The sequence below is a fragment of the Methylobacterium sp. WL8 genome (genome assembly GCF_008040045.1).
GTDB classification, from domain to species: domain Bacteria; phylum Pseudomonadota; class Alphaproteobacteria; order Rhizobiales; family Beijerinckiaceae; genus Methylobacterium; species Methylobacterium cerastii.
In genome coordinates, this window is record NZ_VRVF01000087.1 from 1 (window position 1) to 17,762 (window position 17,762).

The following is a 17,762-nucleotide window of genomic DNA, read 5'->3' on the forward strand; positions in this document are numbered from 1 at the left end:
GCGGTCAATTCGGCGGCACTGGCGGCGGCGGTGCGGGCCTCGGCGGGGGCGTCTTCGTGATGGCCGGGGGAGCCCTGACGTTCACCGGCACACTGACAGTAGACGGCAACAACGTCACGGGGGGTACTGGAAACGTGGCTGGCAACGCCTTCGGCGCCGGCCTATTCCTCGCCGGAAACGGTACCGTCACCTTCCAGCCGGCGGCGAACCAGACTCAGACGGTGGCGAACGCCATTGCAGACCAGACCGGTTCCGGCGGTACCGGTGCGAACGCAGGCAGCTACGGTCTGACGCAGTCCGGCGCCGGCACGCTAGTCCTCAGTGCGGCTAACACCTACACGGGTACGACGACGATCGGGAATGGCGCTACCCTGCAGATCGGTGCCGGCGGCACGACGGGCTCGCTCGCGGCTGCCTCGGCGGTCACCGACAACGGCGCGCTCATCCTCAATCGCTCCGGCACACTCACCTTTGGCAACGCCGTTTCCGGCACCGGTTCGCTCACCGTGCGGGGCGCGACCAACACCGGCGACCTCATCACCCTGTCGGGCGCACTGACGCAGACCGGCGGGTTCACCGTGGCGGATGCCTCCAACGTCACCATCGCGCAGACCGGCAGCTACGTCGCCGCCGCCAACGGCGTCGTCCTGAACGGCGGCACCTTCACCAACCAGGGCAGCGTGCGCGTCATCGGTGGCGTGGGCGGCATCAACGCCGTCACGACCAGCACCACCGTGGGCACCACCGTCAACAACGCCGCGAACGCGGAGATCGTGGGCCAGGCCAGCGGCGTCATCCAGCTCCAGAGCAACGTCACCGGCGCGCTCACCGTGGGCAACGCCGGCCGGATCCAGGGCATCGACTTCGATGGCGTGACCCAGCACGGCACGGGCGCGCTCACCGTCACGAACGCCGGCACCGGCGTCATCTACGGGCAGAACGCCAGCAACTCCGGGAACGGCTACGGCGTCGGCAGCGACGGCGGCGGCGCGCTGACCCTGATCAACCAGGCCGGCGGCACGATCGTCGGCCGGTACGGCGCGGTGGGCTCGAACGCCGCCGACCGGATCACCAACGCCGGCCGGATCGCCTCGGGCACCCTCAACGCCGACAACACGATCACCGCGGGCGGCTTCGCCGGGATCCAGCTCCGGGCCGGCGGCACGGTCACCAACAGCGGCGCGATCCAGGGCGCCGTTCACGGTATCGACTCCGGTGCAGCGCTGACGTTGACCAACCTCGGCGGCGGTACGATCTCGGGCGATAGTAGCAACGGCGTCGTCGTCCGGAGCGGCGCCTCGACCGTGCTGAACGCCGGCACGATCACCAGCACCATGAATTCTGGCATCGCGGTGGGCGCCGGGACGCTGACTGTGGACAACTATGGTTCGATCGGCAGCGGGGCGCTCGGGATCATCGCCTTCAACAGCGGGGCGCTGACCGCCAACCTCTACGCCGGATCGGCGACGGGCTCGATCCTCGGCTCCGGCGGGAACGATGCCGTCTCGCTCTACACCGGCACGGTGAATGCGGCGGCGTTGACCCGGGCCTATACCGACCCGGTCACTGGCGTGCAGTCGAACGTCATGCTTCAGAACGCCGGAACGGTGGCGGCGGCGTCGTTCGGTACGATCGCTCTCGGCGGCGGCACCAATACCCTGAACCTACGCGGCGCCGGCACCTTTGGCGGAACCGGCACCAACACCACCGGCGCGGCCGGCACACTCGACCTGTCCACCGTCACCGGCGCGCAGACGGTGCAGAAATTCGACGCCGGCACCTGGACGCTGACCGGGACGGCCACGAACGCTAACGCCGGGGCGCTGGTCGTCAACGACGGCATCCTCGCGCTCGCCGGGGGCGCCCAGTACACCACCGCTGGCGTGGCAGGTCTCGTCACAGGAGCGAACGGGGGACAAGCGCAGGCCGCCGTGCTCGTGAACGCTGGGGCGACCTTCGCCAATGCTGGCACGATCACCGCCAGCAACCAGGGCGTGGCGCTGCAGGGCGGCACGTTCAACAACACCGGCAGCATCACTGCGGCGAACCAGAGCGGTGTCTTCGCACTGACGGGCGCGGTCGCGATCACCAACACGGGCGCGGGCTCGATCAGCGGCGTCAACGGCATCGACGCCAACCTCACCACGGCCGACCCGATCTCCATCACCGGCAACGGCTCGGTCACCGGCACCGGCGGCTTCGGCATCCGGGCGGCCAGCCAGGGCGGCAATGTCGTCCTCGGCACGACAGGGGCCGCCCTCGGCGCCGTCTCGGGCGCGGGTAATGCGATCCAGACCAGCAGCACCGGAACGGGCGCCGTCAGCGTCGTCACTGGCGGCAACATCACCAGCACTGGCGGCAACGGCATCGCCGCCAGCACCGTGAACGGTGCCGTCACGGTCAACCAGACCGCCGGCACGATCCAGGCGGCGAGCAACGGTATCGTCGCGACGTCGTCCGGCTCGGGCGCGATCGTCGTCAACCAGTCCGGCGGCCAGATCAACACCACCGCGACGGCGTCGGGCACGGCCGCCATCAACGCCGAGCGCTCGACCGCGGGCACCATCGCGATCACCGCCGGGACGATCACCTCTACCGCCGAGGCCGTGCGGGCGATCAACTTCGCCTCCGGCGACATCACGGTTGCCACGCAGGGCGACATCACCGGGAGGCTCGTGGCCGTCAACGCGTCGATCTTCGGCGGCACCGGCAACGTCGCGGTCACGACCGCGGCGAACACGACCCTCCAAGTCACCGACGCGGGCGGGGGCGTCATCGGGGCCTCGCACGCTGCCTCTGGGACGGGCTACGTCCAGGTGACCAACGCCGCGACTCTCACCCGGCCGTCCGGCACGGGCGCCACGGCGATCCTCGCCCAGAACGACACCGCCGGGCTGCTCGGCGGGACGCAGACGGCGACCGCGATCACCAACACCGGCACGATCACCAACAACTTCGCCACCGGCATCCAGGCCACTGCCACCAGCGCGGGCGTGGTGACCGTGACCAACTCCGGCGACATCACGGTCAGCGGTACCGGCATCCTGGCAACCAACTCCGGCGCCGCGGGCGTCACGGTCGGCACCACTGCCCGTACCGTCGCGGGCGTCACGACCCTCAGCACCGTCTCGGGCGGCGTCGGCATCGACGCGCGCTCGACCAACGGGACGACGGCCGGCACGGTCACGGTCAACGTCGGCGCCAACGTCACCGGCACCGGCGGCAACGCCGTATCCGCGACGGGCGTGGCCGGCACGGTCACGGTCAATCAGACGGCCGGCACGATCCAGGCCACCGCCAACGGCATCGACGCCACCAGCACGGGAGGCGGCGGTATCGTCGTCAACCAGTCCGGCGGGCAGATCGGTACGAACGCGACCACCCGCGTCGGCGGCATCGGCATCAACGCGACGCGCGCCACGGCCGGCGACATCACAGTTACAGCCGGCAACATCTTCGCTGCCGGCGCCGGTGCGAACGACGCCACCGGGGTCGGGGTGAACGCTCAAAATACCAGCGGTGGGGCCGGCAATATTGCGGTCGATACAACCGCAAACAGCCTCATCACCGCAACCGGCAACGGCATCTTCGCGACCACCAACGGGACTGGGGCTATTACGCTCGGCGGCACGAGCCCCATTGGTTCGGTCACCGGGACGCAACGCGCCGTCTATGTGCGTCAGACGAACACGGCGGCGGCCTCAACAGGCGGAATATCGATCACGACCGCCCAGGGGGCGACGCTCACAAGCGGCGGTGCCGTCGGTGGGATCGTCGCTAATGCCTTGAATGTGGGTGCTGGCCTCGTTTCCATCAACAACGCTGCAAACGTCGTTCACACGACTGCTGGCACCGGCAGCAACGGGATCAACGGAACGACTGCGGGGACTGGTGGCATCTCGATCACGAACGCTGGCGCAATCTCCGGCGTAGCTGGAACCGGCACCTACCAGAATGGCATCAACGCTGTTTCAACCGGCACGGCCGGTGACGTCAGCGTTCAAGGCGGAGGCACAATCGGCGTAGGGTCCCCTGTTGCAGGCATCGGCGTCAACGCGACCATCACTGGAAGTGGGAACGTTCTGATCGGGACAACGACGGTATTGGGCGCGATTACCGCGGGCACGACCGGCATCAACGCGACCACAGCTGGCGCAGGCACGGTGACCGTGTCGGCGGGCGCGATTACGACGACGAACGGCTCGGGCATCGTTGCCACCGGCACCTCGGGCGCGGTGGCGGTGACCGCCAACGGCGCGATCACGGCCGCCGGCGCGGGCAACGCCGGCGTGTTCCTCACTGGCAACAGCGCGAGCAACACCGTGACGGTGGCGGCCAACACCATGGTGCAGGGCGCGATCGGCCTGCGGGTGGCCGGCACCGGCACGACGGGGCTCACCAACTCCGGCACCATCGCTTCGACGGCGGCGGCGGGTACCACCGCCAACGCGCTGCAGATTGACGGCGGCACGCTGGTGATCGGCAACACGGCCGGGACGCTCACCGGCAACCTCGCCATCGTCAACGCGGCCGCCAACGGCGCCAACGGGGCGAGCGTGCTCACCGTGAACCGCACCGCGGACCTGACGCTGGCCAACACCGTCACCGGCGCGGGCGTGCTCAACCAGGCCGGCAGCGGCACCACGATCCTCAACGGCACCAACAGCGCGGCCAACGGCCAGTTCACCGGCACGGCCAACGTCAACGCCGGCATCCTGTCGGTGGGCGGCGCCGGCGCGACCGGCGCGGTGTTCGGCGACACGGCCGGCAACAGCGCGACCGTCAACGTCAACACAGGCGGCACGCTGCACGGGTCTGGCACCATCGCCGGCTCGGTGGTGGTCAACGGCGGCACGGTCTCGGCCGGCAACTCGCCCGGCACGCTGACGGTGGCCGGCAACTACACCCTGAACGCCGCCTCGACCTCGCTGTACGAACTCGGCGCGCCGGGCTTCGTCGGCGGAGCCAGCAACGACCTGATCAACGTCGGCGGCAACCTGGCGCTCGCCGGCACGCTCAACCTGGTGGCCGCGAGCAACGCGGCCACCAACCCGGTCTCGGGCGCCTACCGGCTGTACAACTACAACCAGAACAACGCGGGCGGGATCGTCACGGGCACGTTCGGCACGGTGACCACGCCGACGGCCGGCACCTCGGCGCTGGTCTACACCAACATCCCGAACCAGGTGAACGTGCTGCTGACCAACGGCAACCAGTCGGTGCAGTACTTCGACGGTGCCGACACCACCGGCGCCACCGCCGGTCCCCAGGGCGGCACGGGGACCTGGAACGCCACCACCACCAACTGGACGATGCTGCCGGGCGGGCAGGTCAACGACGTCTGGCGCTCGGGCGTCGGGATCTTCTCGGGTGCCGCCGGTACCGTCACGGTGGCGGGCGCGCAGAACCTGCAGGGCCTGCAGTTCACCGTGGACGGCTACCAGCTTGCCGGCACCGGCACGCTCAACCTCACCGGCGACCCCTTCACCACGCGCAACCAGAGCTTCATCACCGTCGACACGAACGTCGGCGCGACCATCGCCAACGCGCTGACCAGCACCGGCGGCGCGATCGGCCTGGTCAAGCTCGGAGCGGGTACGCTGACGCTCACGGGGGCGAGCGGCTACACCGGCACCACCACCGTCCAGGCCGGCACGCTCGCCATCGCGGCCAGCGGTTCGATCACCTCGAACGTGAGCAACAACGCGACTTTCGCCAACGCCGGCACGGTGACGGGCAACCTCACCAACGCAGGGTCCGCCGGCAACAGCGGGACGATCACCGGGGCGGCGGTCAATTCCGGCACGCTGACCAACTCCGGCACCGTGGGTGGTGGGCTCACCAATCTTGCGGGCACCAGCACCAACACCGGGACGATCAACGGCGGCGCGACGATCCTAGCCGGGACGCTGACCACCACCGGGGTCGTCAACGGGACGGTGAACAACAGCGCGCGGGTCAACGCACAGGGGCAGATCAACGGCGCTGTGACCAACGCGGCCGGTGCGAGCTTCGCCCAGACGGGTGCACTGACCGGCATCGGTCGTCTCACCAACGACGGCACGGTGGATCTCGGCGGTAACAGCCTCGCGGTCGGCTCGCTGGCCGGCAGCACCGCAGCTGCGACCCTCGCCAATGGCGGCACCCTGACGGCCGGCTCGGACGGCACCTCGTCGGGCTATGCCGGTGCGATCAACGGCGCCACGGCGCTGACCAAGGTCGGTGCGGGGACCCTGACTCTGTCGGGGGCCAACACCTACACCGGGGCCACCGCGATCAACGCCGGCACGCTGCAGGCCGGCGCCGTCAACGCCTTCTCGGCGGGTTCCGCCGTCACGATCGCGACCGGGGCCCGGATGGATCTGGCCACGTTCAACCAGGTGATCGCCTCGCTTTCCGGCACCGGCAGCGTGACGCTGGGGTCGGGTACCCTGACCACCGGCGGCAGCAACGCCTCGACCGCCTATGCCGGTACGATCTCCGGCACCGGCGGCCTGATCAAGGTCGGGACCGGTACATTCACGCTGTCGGGTGCCAACACCTACACCGGGACCACGACGGTCTCGGCCGGCACGCTGGCCAACACCGGCTCGCTGGCCGGTCCGGTCGCCAACGCCGCGACCTTCAGCAACACCGGCAGTGTCGCCGGCTCGCTGACCAACACGGGCAACGCCACGAACACCGGCAGCCTCAACGGAGGCGTCGGCAACAGCGGCACCCTCGCGACCTCCGGCACGATCGCCGGTGGGCTGACCAACACCGGCACGGTCGTGGCCTCGGCCGGCCGCATCGACGGGGCCATCGCCAACAATGCCGGGACGTTCAGCGTCACCGGCAACGTGGCGAGCAACGGCACACTCACCAATGCCGGTGGCGCCACTGTGGCGATCACGGGCTCGGGCGCTTACGGGATCTCCGGCCTGCTGACCAACGCGGGCAGCCTGACGGTGGCGAACGGCGGAAGCCTCACGGCCCCGGCCGGGATCGTCAACTCCGGCTCGATCGCGGTGGCGCAGGGCGGCACGATCACCGATGCGCTCGCCAACAGCGGCAGCGTGGTCAACGACGGGCGCTACAACGCCGACGTGAGCAACACCGCCTCCGGCACGATCGCCAACCGCGCCACCGGCGTGTGGACCGGCAACCTCACCGCCAATGCCGGCAGCATTACCAATGCTGGCCTGTGGCAGGGCAACGCCCGCAACGATATCGGCGGGACGCTGGCGAACTCCGGTACCTGGAACACGGCCTCCGCGCCGGTCTCCAATGCCGGGACGCTGGCCAACACCGGCACGATTAACGGTGGCGTCGCCAACAGCGGCGGCTTCACGAATGCCGCGACGCTCAACGGCGGCCTGAGCAACAGCGCCGGCACCAGCACCAACACCGGGACGATCAACGGCGCGGTGGCGGTGACCGGTGGCAGCCTCGCCACCAGCGGCACGATCAACGGCGCTGTCACCAACGCCGCCGCGATCACCGCCTCCGGCCGGATCGCCGGGGCGGTGACCAATGCGGCGGGCGGCAGCTTCGTCCTCACCGGCCCGCTTGCCGGGGTGACCGGGCTAACCAACAACGGCACGGTCGATCTCGGCAGGACCACCTTCACGGTCGGCTCACTCTCGGGCACCAACGCGGCGGCGATCCTGCGCAACGGCGCGCTGACCACCAACGGCGACAACAGCTCGACGGCTTACGCCGGCAGCATCGTTGACGGCGGCAGCGCCACCAGCCTGACCAAGCTCGGCACCGGCACCCTGACGCTGACCGGCACCAACACCTACTCCGGCGGTACCACCGTCTCGGCCGGTACACTGGTGGCCTCGGCCGCCAGCCTCGGCAGCGGCGGTGTGATCAGCAACACCACTCTGGTGATCGATCAGGCGAGCGATGCGACGCTCGGCAACGCGGTCAACGGCAGCGGCCGCTTCGTCAAGCAGGGAGCCGGCACGCTCACCTACACCGGCACCGGCACCCTCTCGGGACCGACCACGGTCGCCACGGGCGGGTTCGTGGTCAACGGCAGCCTCGCCAACACGGTGGTCACCGTGGCCAATGCTGCGGTCGTCGGCGGCACCGGGACCATCGGCGGCCTGACCGTCCAATCCGGTGCGAGCGTCGCCCCGGGTGCCACCACCGCGGCCGGCAGCCTCGGCACGCTGAACGTGAACGGCAACTTTCTGTTTGCCAGCCAGTCGATCTACCGGGTCGATGCCACGGCAGCCGGACAGTCCGACCGCATCACAGCTGCTGGCACCGCGACGCTGCAGGGCGGCACGGTTCAGGTCACCGCCGGCACGGGGGCGTACGCGCCGAGCACGCGCTACACCATCCTTACGGCGGCAGGCGGCGTCACTGGGCGGTTCGCAGGCGTGACCTCGAACTTCGCTTTCCTGACGCCTTTCCTGACCTACGACGCCAACGACGCCTACCTGCGGCTCGCCCGCAACGACCTGGCCTTCGGCGCCACGGCGCAGACCGGCAACCAAGCTGGGGTCGCCGCCGCCGCCCAGGCGCTGGGCGTCGGCACGCCGATCTACGACGCGATCGCGGTGCTCTCCGCTGCGCAGTCCCGCCAAGCCTTCAATGCGCTCTCGGGTGAGGTCTATTCCAGCGCGGTGACGACGATGTTCGAGGGCGCCTCGTTCGTGCGCGAGACCATCCTCGACCACCTGCGCTTCGGCGAGAGCAACGGCTTTGCCGGCGGCTTCGGTGGGGCCGGCAGCGTCGGCCAGCGCTTCGCGCCGGGCTCGACCCTGCCGGGGGCCTACACCGCCGACCTGCCGGGTCGCGCCCCGACGCTCTCGGCGGTGCCGACGCAGTTCGTGGTGCCGGCCTACGCGGTCTGGGGCCAGGCGTTCGGCGCCTTCGGCAACACCGCCGGCAACGGCAACGCGGCCGGGCTGTCGCGCCAGACCAGCGGCTTCGTGCTCGGCGCCGAGACCGCCCTGTCGGGCCTGACGGGCGCCGGGGCGGACCTGTCGGCGTGGCGGGTGGGCGTGGCCGGCGGCTACAGCTTCACCGGGTTCGACGTCACCGGCCGCCTGTCCTCGGGCACGGTGGAGAGCGGGTACGGGGCGGTCTACGCCCGCGGCCCGGTCGGCCCGCTGCAAGTCCGGCTCGGCGCGGCCTATGCCGACAACGGGCTGACGGCACGCCGGACGGCCGCGTTCCCGGGCTTCTCGCAGAGCCTGTCGGGCAAGGCCGGCGGCGAGACGATCCAGGGCTTCGGCGAGGTCGGCTACCGCATCGGCACGGCGACCGGCTACATCGAGCCGTTCGCGGGCGGGGCGGCGATCCACATCCGCCGCGACGGCCTGACCGAGCAGGGCGGGATCGCGGCGCTGACGGTGGCGGGCCGCGGCTACGACATCCAGACCGCCACCGCCGGCATCCAGGGCCAGCTCGTGCTCGGCGACGCGTTCGGGGAGCGTCCGCTCGTCGCCCGCGGCCTGATCGGCTACCGCCGGGCCTTCGGCGACGTGGTGCCCTCGGCGCTGCTGAGCTTCGGCGCGGGCGGCCCGAGCTTCATCGCCTCGGGCGTGCCGATCGACCGGGATGCCTTGGTGGCCTCGGCCGGCCTCGACTGGCAGGTCACCTCGGCAGCCACGATCGGCCTGAACTACACCGGCCAGGTCGGCCCCCGCGCCCAGGACCACGGCGTGAAGGGCAACTTCAACGTCCGGTTCTAAGATCGAACGATCGGATCACATCACGGCCCGCGCATCCCCCTGCGCGGGCCGCTCTCATTCCAACTCAGCCGAGTTCCGTCATGCCTGCGATCGTCCCCCGCCTCCTCACCCTTGGGCTGCTCTGCGTCGCGACCGCCGCGCTTCCGGCCGCATTGGCCCTCGCGCAGGGTGGCAAGCCCGCCCCGGCCGCTCCGGCCAAGCCCGCCGCGGTGCCGACCGAGCCGGGCAGCACCACGGCGAGCTTCGGCGACTGGGTCCTGCGCTGCCAGCGCGGCGGCGGCGATCGCCCGGTGCGGATCTGCGAGGCGGCTCAGACCATGCAGGTGCAGGGGCAGGCCCAGCCGATCGCCCAGATCGCCATCGGCCGGGTCTCGGCGGGCGAGCCGCTGCAGGTCACCGCGATCCTGCCGCCCAACGTCGCCCTGCCGGGCAGCGTGCGGGTGCTGATCGACGAGAAGGACACCACCGGCTTCGAGCTGGCCTGGCGCCGCTGCCTGCCCGGCGGCTGCATCGCGGAGGCCAGCGTCCGCGAGGATGCGCTACGTCGCTGGCGCGGCACGAACGAGCCCGGCCGCATCGCGTTCAAGAACGCCGCCGGTCAGGACGTCGCCATCCCGCTCTCGTTCCACGGTCTCGCCCAGGCCCTCGATGCGCTCGCCAAAGAACCGGCCTAGCCTTCGGATCAGAGGAACCCGCTCCCCGCGTGATCCTTAAAAGCGTTTGCTCTCCTGACGTACCCAAGCACCGTCCGCGGGTCTCGGTGGCCCGACACCTCCATGATGCGGGCGAGATCGGCCCCACGCTCTGCCGCCGTCGTCACGAACCCGGCCCGCAGGGAATGCCCGCCGAAGGCCGCCGGATCGAAGCCCGCGGCTCCGGCATACCTCTTCACGATGTCCCCGATGCTGCGATCCGTCAGGGCCTCGGCCCGGATGCGCCCCGATCGTGAGATCGGCCGAAACACCGGGCCGTCCATGATCTCAGCCGCCGCGAGCCATTCCCGCACCAAGGCAACCGGGCGAACGTGCCGGCCGGTCGGGATCGCCTTCTCGGCCCCCCTGCCCTCCTGATCGGTCTTGGACCGCCGGATCAGCACCCGCATGCCGTCAGGGTGGTCGGTCAGGTCCGAGACCAGCAACGCGGCCAACTCCGATCGCCGGAAGGCACCAGCAAAGCCTAAGCCCAGCAGTGCCCGATCCCGCTTGCCGGCGAGCCCAGGCGGAGCATGCGAGAGCATGGCGGCCAGTACCTCAGCGGTCGCGGCCGTCTTCTGTCGGATCTCCATGCCCGGCCGGCGCCGGATACCCTTGATGACCGCGTGCACCGTCTCGTGCGCGCCGGGGTCCGGCAGGCTAGCGAGCTTGTGCGCGTAGGCGATGGCCGCGAGCCGCCTGCCGATCGTGGACGAAGCCCGCCCGGCTGCTGCCTCGTGTGAGAGGAACGCCGCCACCGTCTCGGGCGAGGCCGGCAGAGACGAGACCCCATGGCCGTCGCACCAGGCCGTGAACGCCGCCGCATCCGATTTGTAGGCGCGGATCGTGGCCTTCGCCTTCGAGGCGCGCTGATAGTCCCGCACCAAGGCAAGGGCGTCGGCTGGCAGGTTGCTGCCAGGGCTGGGAAGAACCGCGACGGATAGCGTCGGGGTTTCAGAACTCGGCATCGCATCCCTTCCCGGCCCCGAGGGCCGTCGCGATCCACTCCTACAGGCGAGTTACGGGCGGAAGCCGTCGAAGTGCGCTCCCGGCGCTGGGCGACCGTGTTTCAGGACAAAGGCCATTCGTTCGGTCGGCGCGGCGGAGGCTTCTGGATCGAATGCACCCCCGGTCCATTCGAGAAGTTCACGACGAGCGAGGTTCCTGACCGTGCCGAGCCGGATACCTGTTGCCCGAGAGCCGGCCTCCGAGACTACGTCGTAGGACGCGCCCTTCGTGCGGCGAACGCTCGCCGGTCCGTTGGACAGCAGGATCAGCAAGCGCCGCTGCGCATCCGAGATGCTGTGCCAGGTCGAGCGGGCGCCCGTGATGCCTAGATCGCTCTCCCGCAGCCTTTGGTCGAACTCAGCGAGGAGATCCGGTCGCCCGGCCTCGCGGACCATGTCGCGAACGCGCTCAGTCTGTTCCTGGCACTTGCGGTCAAGCCGCTGCATCAGCCGCTCCTGCTCGGCGAAGTTCTCAGCGCCCATCTTGCCCGTCCTCCCGCTCGCACGCCCCGACATAGCCGAGGCTTCAATTTCTCACGGCGCTTGCGACTGTCCCGGCTCCAAACTTCCGAGAATATCTGTTATCAGAAGTTATATACCTTCGGCCTCAATGGCAAGTGCGCTAAACGGTAAACCTACACCTAAATGCACACGGAATACCTAAACGGGTTACCTAGAGGTCAAGCTAAACGGTATCTTTGGACCTTAGACCTACACCGTTTAGGAAGCGTGCCGGAGGTGAGTCGATGCGGGTTGTCACGATCTTGGGTTTGAAGGGCGGGAGCACGAAATCCACGCTCACGGCGCACCTCGCTGTGGCTGCTCACCACGCCGGTATTCTGAGCGCGATCGTGGACACCGATCCTCAGGCGACGCTTCGGATGTGGTCCACACGAAGGCAGACGGACGGGCCGCCGGTTAGGCCAGAGACGACACCGGACTTCCTTGAACCCACACTCCGCGAGTTTGAGAAGCAGGGTGCCGAGTTGGTTCTGATCGACACGGCCGGCAAAGCCGAAATCATGGGCAAGCGAGCGGCTGAGTTGTCCGACCTCGTGCTGATCCCATCGCGCACGTCGTTGGCCGACATGGATGCCGTGCCGACCTCACACACGATGGCCAAGGGCCTGGGCAAGCCGAACTTCGTCATCTTCACTGATGTGGATGTGAGCGGTGCGAAGAAGGATGTGAAGGAGGCCGCGGCGGGCTTCGTTTCTCGCGGCATCCCAACTGGCCGCGAGCACGGTGCGCCCTTCATCTGCCACCGCAAGGGCTACAAATCTTGCCTGATCGATGGCAGCACGATCCAGGAGATCGAGCCGAACGGGAAGGGCGCTGAGGAGATTGATGCCCTGTTCCGATGGGTGGCAAAGCAGGTCGGTATCAAGGTGAAACGCAAGCGGACGGAGAAGCAGAATGGCTAAGCGGCCGAGCCTGTCCGCTTCCTTCGTCGTTGGGGAGCAGCCCATTCTAGACCCTACACCTCAACCTATATCTACACCTCAAGATAAAAGTTTAGATAAACCTACACCTAAAGTCCGGGACCATCGTGAGAACCGGCAGGCGTTCACGGTGTGGTTGGACAGGGATCTCATCGCAAAGGTACGTGGCCTCTCTCGCGAGCTGGTCGCCGAGCATGGCCGGGCTGGCAATTCTATCGAAGCTCTGGTCACGGAAGCCATGCAAGAAATCCTTGCGAAGCATAGCCGTTAGAAGGCTTTCAGGCGTGAGCTAGCCGGGTGCGTTTCGCCGGTTGAGCCACACGGTGAGTGGGGGGTGAGCAGCTGCCGCCTAGGCCTCACTTGGTCGATAGGCCATCGCTTGGCGCGCCCTGGTCCGCGCACCGGCATTTGGCTTGCCCCGCCAAGGGACGCATGCCTAACGTCCTTCACTGATTGGGTCGGATAGCGAAGGATTTGGCCCGTTGGGTGCGGACGACACGACGGCTGATGCGGGCCTGCCGCACTTCTTCCTGACGACTTCAGGATTGCCACGCGGGGAAGCCTTTGAGCGATGGCGCACTCTCTTAGCGCCGATGTACGAGGTCGGACCGACAGCGCCATCGGCCACGCTGCCTTTCGGCAGCAACATCGCGTATCAGGTCGGAGACCTAGTCGCTCACCGTACGATTTTCTCGACCCAGCGTATCCAGCGTGACCGCCGGCGCGTCGAGGCCGCCCCTGATCATTACCTATTCCAGCTCTGGCGTAGCGGCCGCTACCGAGGCACTATCGCTGGACGTTCTGCTTCGATCTCGCCCGGCTCCGTCGCGATGATCAGCCGCCGCCACATGCTCGACGGCATGTTTGATCGATCTGATACGACTGGCTTCGTCGTACCCTGCGCGCACCTCAACGCCCTACCCCTTGAGGATCACGCACTCCTTTTCGATGCTGCCCGCAACCGGTTGCTCGTCACACAGATTTTAAGCATTCACCGGCGATTGCCGACTATGCGATCGGACGATGCCTCATTGCTCGCCGATGAGATCGTCGCCTTCTTGCGCCGTCTGCTCGACCCCTCGAAGGCCTCGGATGTGCTGGAAGGGCGCGAGCTTTACGGTGGGTTGCACGCACTAGCTCGAACGATCGTGCAGGAGAACCTATCGCAGCCCGATCTGTCGCCCGACTTCATCGCTGGGCAGATGCAAGTCTCGCGGGCCACGCTCTACCGCTTGTTCGAGCCGGGGGAGGGCGTGATGAACTTTGTGCAACATGAGCGCTTGAAGGCAGTGCGCGACGCTCTTGCAGATCCCATGGAAACCCGCACTATCAGTCGGTTAGCCGAGGTTTTTGCCTTCAGTAGTGTCGCGCATCTCAGCCGCAGCTTTCGCAACCGCTACGGCGTCCCACCCCAGGCTTGGCGTGGCGAGCGTCGGGTAGTCCAGCGGATCGGTGGACAGGGCACAGAGCAGCATGTCTGGTCATGGCTGCGCGAGAGGTGACGCTTCGGTTCAGCTCCGCGCGCTTGGTGGACTGAAGACCTGGCAGTTCCAGCGGACGGGTCCGGCCGCACCAGGGCGCTTGTGTGCCAGGTAGACGGCGCTCGATGAGTTGATCCGAAGGCCCGTCGAGGTGGCTTCTCGGCTTGTCCGTGAGACGTACAGACAAACCTTTCACGCCCCAGCAGGCTATAATTTCCCTACTGCCTTATGCCACGACAGACGCAACTAGATACAGGCGATTAAGCTCACCGATCGTGCCCACGGTCGCCGCTTAACGCAGTTCGAGACCCGGCAGGATGACGACGTTTCAGCTCCGCATCACATCTGCTTCGACCGGTTCATCGGGGCGCTGGACTGATTGCGTATCAATCACTTCGGGGTCAGTCGCCGAGGCCATTGAACGGGCGGTGACAATGGTAGCCGCAACTTCATCTGACAGTCATGGCGAAGCCACTCTCCATGACCTTTTCGGACGCTTGCTCTGGATGGCTGAACCCAAAAAATTTGTAAGCAGCTTCCACGCTCAAACGAGCTTAGCAGAAACCGATCTCGTTGATCAGCACTAAGATCTAGGCATCGGGTGGTAGCAAGAAGTAATTTGCTTGTATTGTACGGTCAGATATGATGATGCCAGATCCCACGCCATGTGAAGTGAAGGTTGGCGGGCGGTGGCTTGCGGTCAGCCTTGCGGACGCGCACGGGAAATACACTCTGGCCGTGAAGCGGTGCCCGGCTTGCCACGGCCCTGTGACCGTCACCGGAAACTACACTGCTGTCTTCTCGCTGACGCTGATGCATCGTCGGACGTATGTGGGCTGCCCCCTTTCGAAGACATACTGCGGAACACCGTCCATTCATCCGCTCGCGCTCATATAGCCTTCGAGCATGCGCTACTGCGTGTCGTCCGCGCCGAAAATCCGAACCGTCCTTGAGAAATCGACTGTTATTTAGAAAAATCTTCTCCTCTCGCTCTCAGACGATGGGACTCTTCCGTGATGCTCACTACCGACGGCGCCACAGGCCGATCCGATCGCCTGGACACGATCTTGAGTAAACTGGCTCAAGCTCTCAACTGCTCGCAGGAAGCATTTACGCAATCTGTCTCATGTGAACTGAGCCAAGGCATGGAACTCCTGCGTTTATGGCACTCGATCGAGAGCAGCGCTGACCGGGCAAAAGCGTTGGCGAACGTTCGGAGCATCGCCGAGCAAGCGCGAGGTTGAAGCCTGAGTTGGTCCGAAATCGAGCAGCGGCTTTTCGCCGTTAATAGCCCGTCGGCATCACCGCCCCACCACCATCTCAAGCAGCGCCACGCCGGCAGCCGCGACGACGTTGCCGGAGCCGCGCCAGGGAAGCGGCGCGAACGGGATAACCCCGTGCTCGGCCATGACGACCGGCTGCATGGTCTCAGACACCTCGGCCCCGCGGCCACTATCATTATTGCGCAGCCACACCACCTGGCTCCCATGATGGTTCTCAGGGGCGGCCAGCGAGGGTTCCGCATCCCTGCCGTCCTCGGCGCCCGTGTCACCGTCCATGCGGTCGAGAACGGCAATGATATGGTCGGCCGCGTCCAAGGCGGTCTGTAGGGCCTCGCCGAGGCGGGTGTGGATCTCAGTTTCCCCCATCGGCGCCGGCTCTACCGGAAGGGCTGCGCTTGGGCGCGGGGCGAAGGTAAGCACGTTGCCCATGTCAGGCTCCCTTCGCGTCGGACGAGACGATCACGGAGGAGCCGGCGACGATGAGGCGGGTGTGGGCCGCTCCCATGATGCTAGCCAGCGCCTTCATCTCCTCGTGGGTGTCGTGGACCGCGTTCAGCACCGAGAGGACAGCTTCAGGGCCTCGGCCGTCCAGGGTCTCGATAGCGGCGACCAACTCCAGCTTGCTCATCCGCAGGAAGCGGTCGGCGAGGTGCAAGCCGACCGTGTAGGGCGAAAGGCGTTCGTTCCACTCGCCCGGGCTGCGGATCGGCGTGTCGAGGTCGTATGCTTCGAAGCTCAGGGATGCCGCCCCTTCGGCCGAGCACACTTCGTTGTCTGCGCCGGTCTGCGTCAGCCGCTCGACATCGGCGGCAATGCTCCCGAGGATGTCTCTGAGATCCACAGCGCCGATCATGCCGTCATTCCCCGGTGCCCACTGTTGGGCATGGCGGATCACCGCGACGATGCCGGCAAGCGTCGTCGGACGCGTCTCGAACACCGCGTTCCACGCCACCGTCTCCACGTGGCTGGCGGCCTCCCAGACTGCACGCGCGGGCGCCATCGCGTCGTCGGATGTGCCCAGATCTTGCTCTCGCCGCCACACCTTATCGGTCGCGTCGCAGGTCTCCACGAAGGCAGCGCGGGCCTCGGCATGCGCTTGGATGACCGCAAGAACCGGGTCCGCCTCGTCCGGCGCTGCAGCCTCGTCCGCCTCAGTCTCGTCGGATGCGGGCTCGGCCGCTTCGATCGGCTCTGGCTCATCCTGCTCGCGGCGCGGCACCAGCACGCCGACGACAGTGCCGACGAGCTTCTGGCGCAGGTGGTCGGCGTCGTAGGGGCCATCGCTCGCATAGATCGTCCCCGCGCCGACGCGGTTGACCGGATCGACCCACCACTGCGGCTCGCCCTGGCCGCCGATCTTGCGGAAGTGGGTCAGCACCACGTCACGGGTGCCGCCGTGCCACTCGATCACGCACAAGGCGCCGTGGACCAGGTCGCGCCGAGACGGATCGAAGACGACGGTCTCGCCCTTCCGGACCAGCGGATAGGCGCCAGCATCCTTCACGTACTGCTCGCCCATGTCCTCGGGGCACTCGCTCATCACCGGCAGCTTGGGCGGGCGAGTGCCATCCTTCGAGGGGAGATCGACATCGCTGTAGATCCCGATCACGCGGTGGATCTTCTCGACGCGATCAGCGCCCAGGCGCCCGCCTCGCCCCGTGCTGGGCACCACGACCTCGATCAGCGGCACCACTTCGGACCCCGGCGCGAACGGCTTCGCGAACTCGGGCTGGAAGCCGTGCGTCAGGTCGAACACAACCGGGTCGGTCTTGCCCTTGAGGTAGAACACGGCAAGGCCGGCGCTGGTCGGCATCTCGGGCTCTACGACGAGGCTGGCACCAGGCGCCGCATGCAACCCGAGGCCATCACCATCGATCATGAGGGCGTAGGCGTCGTCGGAAGCGTTGGCCGGCGCGGGGATGGAGCCGAGCGAGGCAGGCGCCTGCTCCGTAGCCGGCGCCGGCTTCTCCGGTTCGAGTGCCGGCGATGCGACGGCCTTCCTCTTCGTGAACCGACCAGCGGTGTCGCGGAGGTGGGCAGCGCGGTCGCGCTGTTCGGCGTGGGTGGCGGCCTGTTGGGTCTGCGGACGGGTCAAAGAGGGCACGCGCGTGCTCCGTGTTTCAGGATGAGGGGATGCGCGGCGGGGCCGACCCGCCGCGCATCCC

8 protein-coding genes are annotated in these 17,762 nt (G+C 67.7%); 4 read left to right on the top strand and 4 right to left on the bottom strand.

The window, feature by feature from the left end:
* Window positions 1-59: 59 nt before the first annotated feature.
* On the top strand, window positions 60-9,692 hold the full coding sequence (locus FV234_RS22265) for an autotransporter-associated beta strand repeat-containing protein (RefSeq protein ID WP_210250961.1): 9,633 nt from the start codon (window positions 60-62) through the stop codon (window positions 9,690-9,692).
* 80 nt (window positions 9,693-9,772) lie between these two features.
* Window positions 9,773-10,366 (top strand): invasion associated locus B family protein, encoded by a 594-nt coding sequence (locus FV234_RS22270; RefSeq protein WP_147831686.1) that lies wholly within the window; start codon window positions 9,773-9,775, stop codon window positions 10,364-10,366.
* 8 nt (window positions 10,367-10,374) lie between these two features.
* Here the strand turns inward: FV234_RS22270 and FV234_RS22275 are convergent, their stop codons facing one another.
* Window positions 10,375-11,352, bottom strand: a complete 978-nt coding sequence (locus FV234_RS22275; RefSeq protein ID WP_147831688.1) for a site-specific integrase — start codon at window positions 11,350-11,352, stop codon at window positions 10,375-10,377.
* A gap of 51 nt (window positions 11,353-11,403) precedes the next feature.
* Complete coding sequence (locus FV234_RS22280; RefSeq protein ID WP_147831690.1) at window positions 11,404-11,874, bottom strand: hypothetical protein; 471 nt, start codon at window positions 11,872-11,874, stop codon at window positions 11,404-11,406.
* Window positions 11,875-12,137: 263 nt separating this feature from the next.
* Between FV234_RS22280 and FV234_RS22285 the strand changes: the two genes are divergently transcribed.
* Together FV234_RS22285 and FV234_RS22290 are read left to right on the top strand one after the other, a co-directional pair.
* Window positions 12,138-12,815 carry an AAA family ATPase gene (locus FV234_RS22285; RefSeq protein WP_147764658.1) on the top strand — a complete coding sequence of 226 codons (678 nt, stop codon included), beginning with the start codon at window positions 12,138-12,140 and terminating at the stop codon, window positions 12,813-12,815.
* Between the two features lie 500 nt (window positions 12,816-13,315).
* Window positions 13,316-14,335 carry a helix-turn-helix domain-containing protein gene (locus FV234_RS22290; RefSeq protein ID WP_147831692.1) on the top strand — a complete coding sequence of 340 codons (1,020 nt, stop codon included), beginning with the start codon at window positions 13,316-13,318 and terminating at the stop codon, window positions 14,333-14,335.
* A 1,280-nt stretch (window positions 14,336-15,615) separates the two neighbouring features.
* Here the strand turns inward: FV234_RS22290 and FV234_RS22300 are convergent.
* The gene (locus FV234_RS22300; protein WP_147831697.1) at window positions 15,616-16,026 is read right to left on the bottom strand and encodes a hypothetical protein; all 411 of its coding nucleotides are present in this window, start codon (window positions 16,024-16,026) and stop codon (window positions 15,616-15,618) included.
* Window position 16,027: 1 nt separating this feature from the next.
* Window positions 16,028-17,701 carry a hypothetical protein gene (locus tag FV234_RS22305; RefSeq protein WP_147831699.1) on the bottom strand — a complete coding sequence of 558 codons (1,674 nt, stop codon included), beginning with the start codon at window positions 17,699-17,701 and terminating at the stop codon, window positions 16,028-16,030.
* Between the last annotated feature and the right edge of the window lie 61 nt (window positions 17,702-17,762).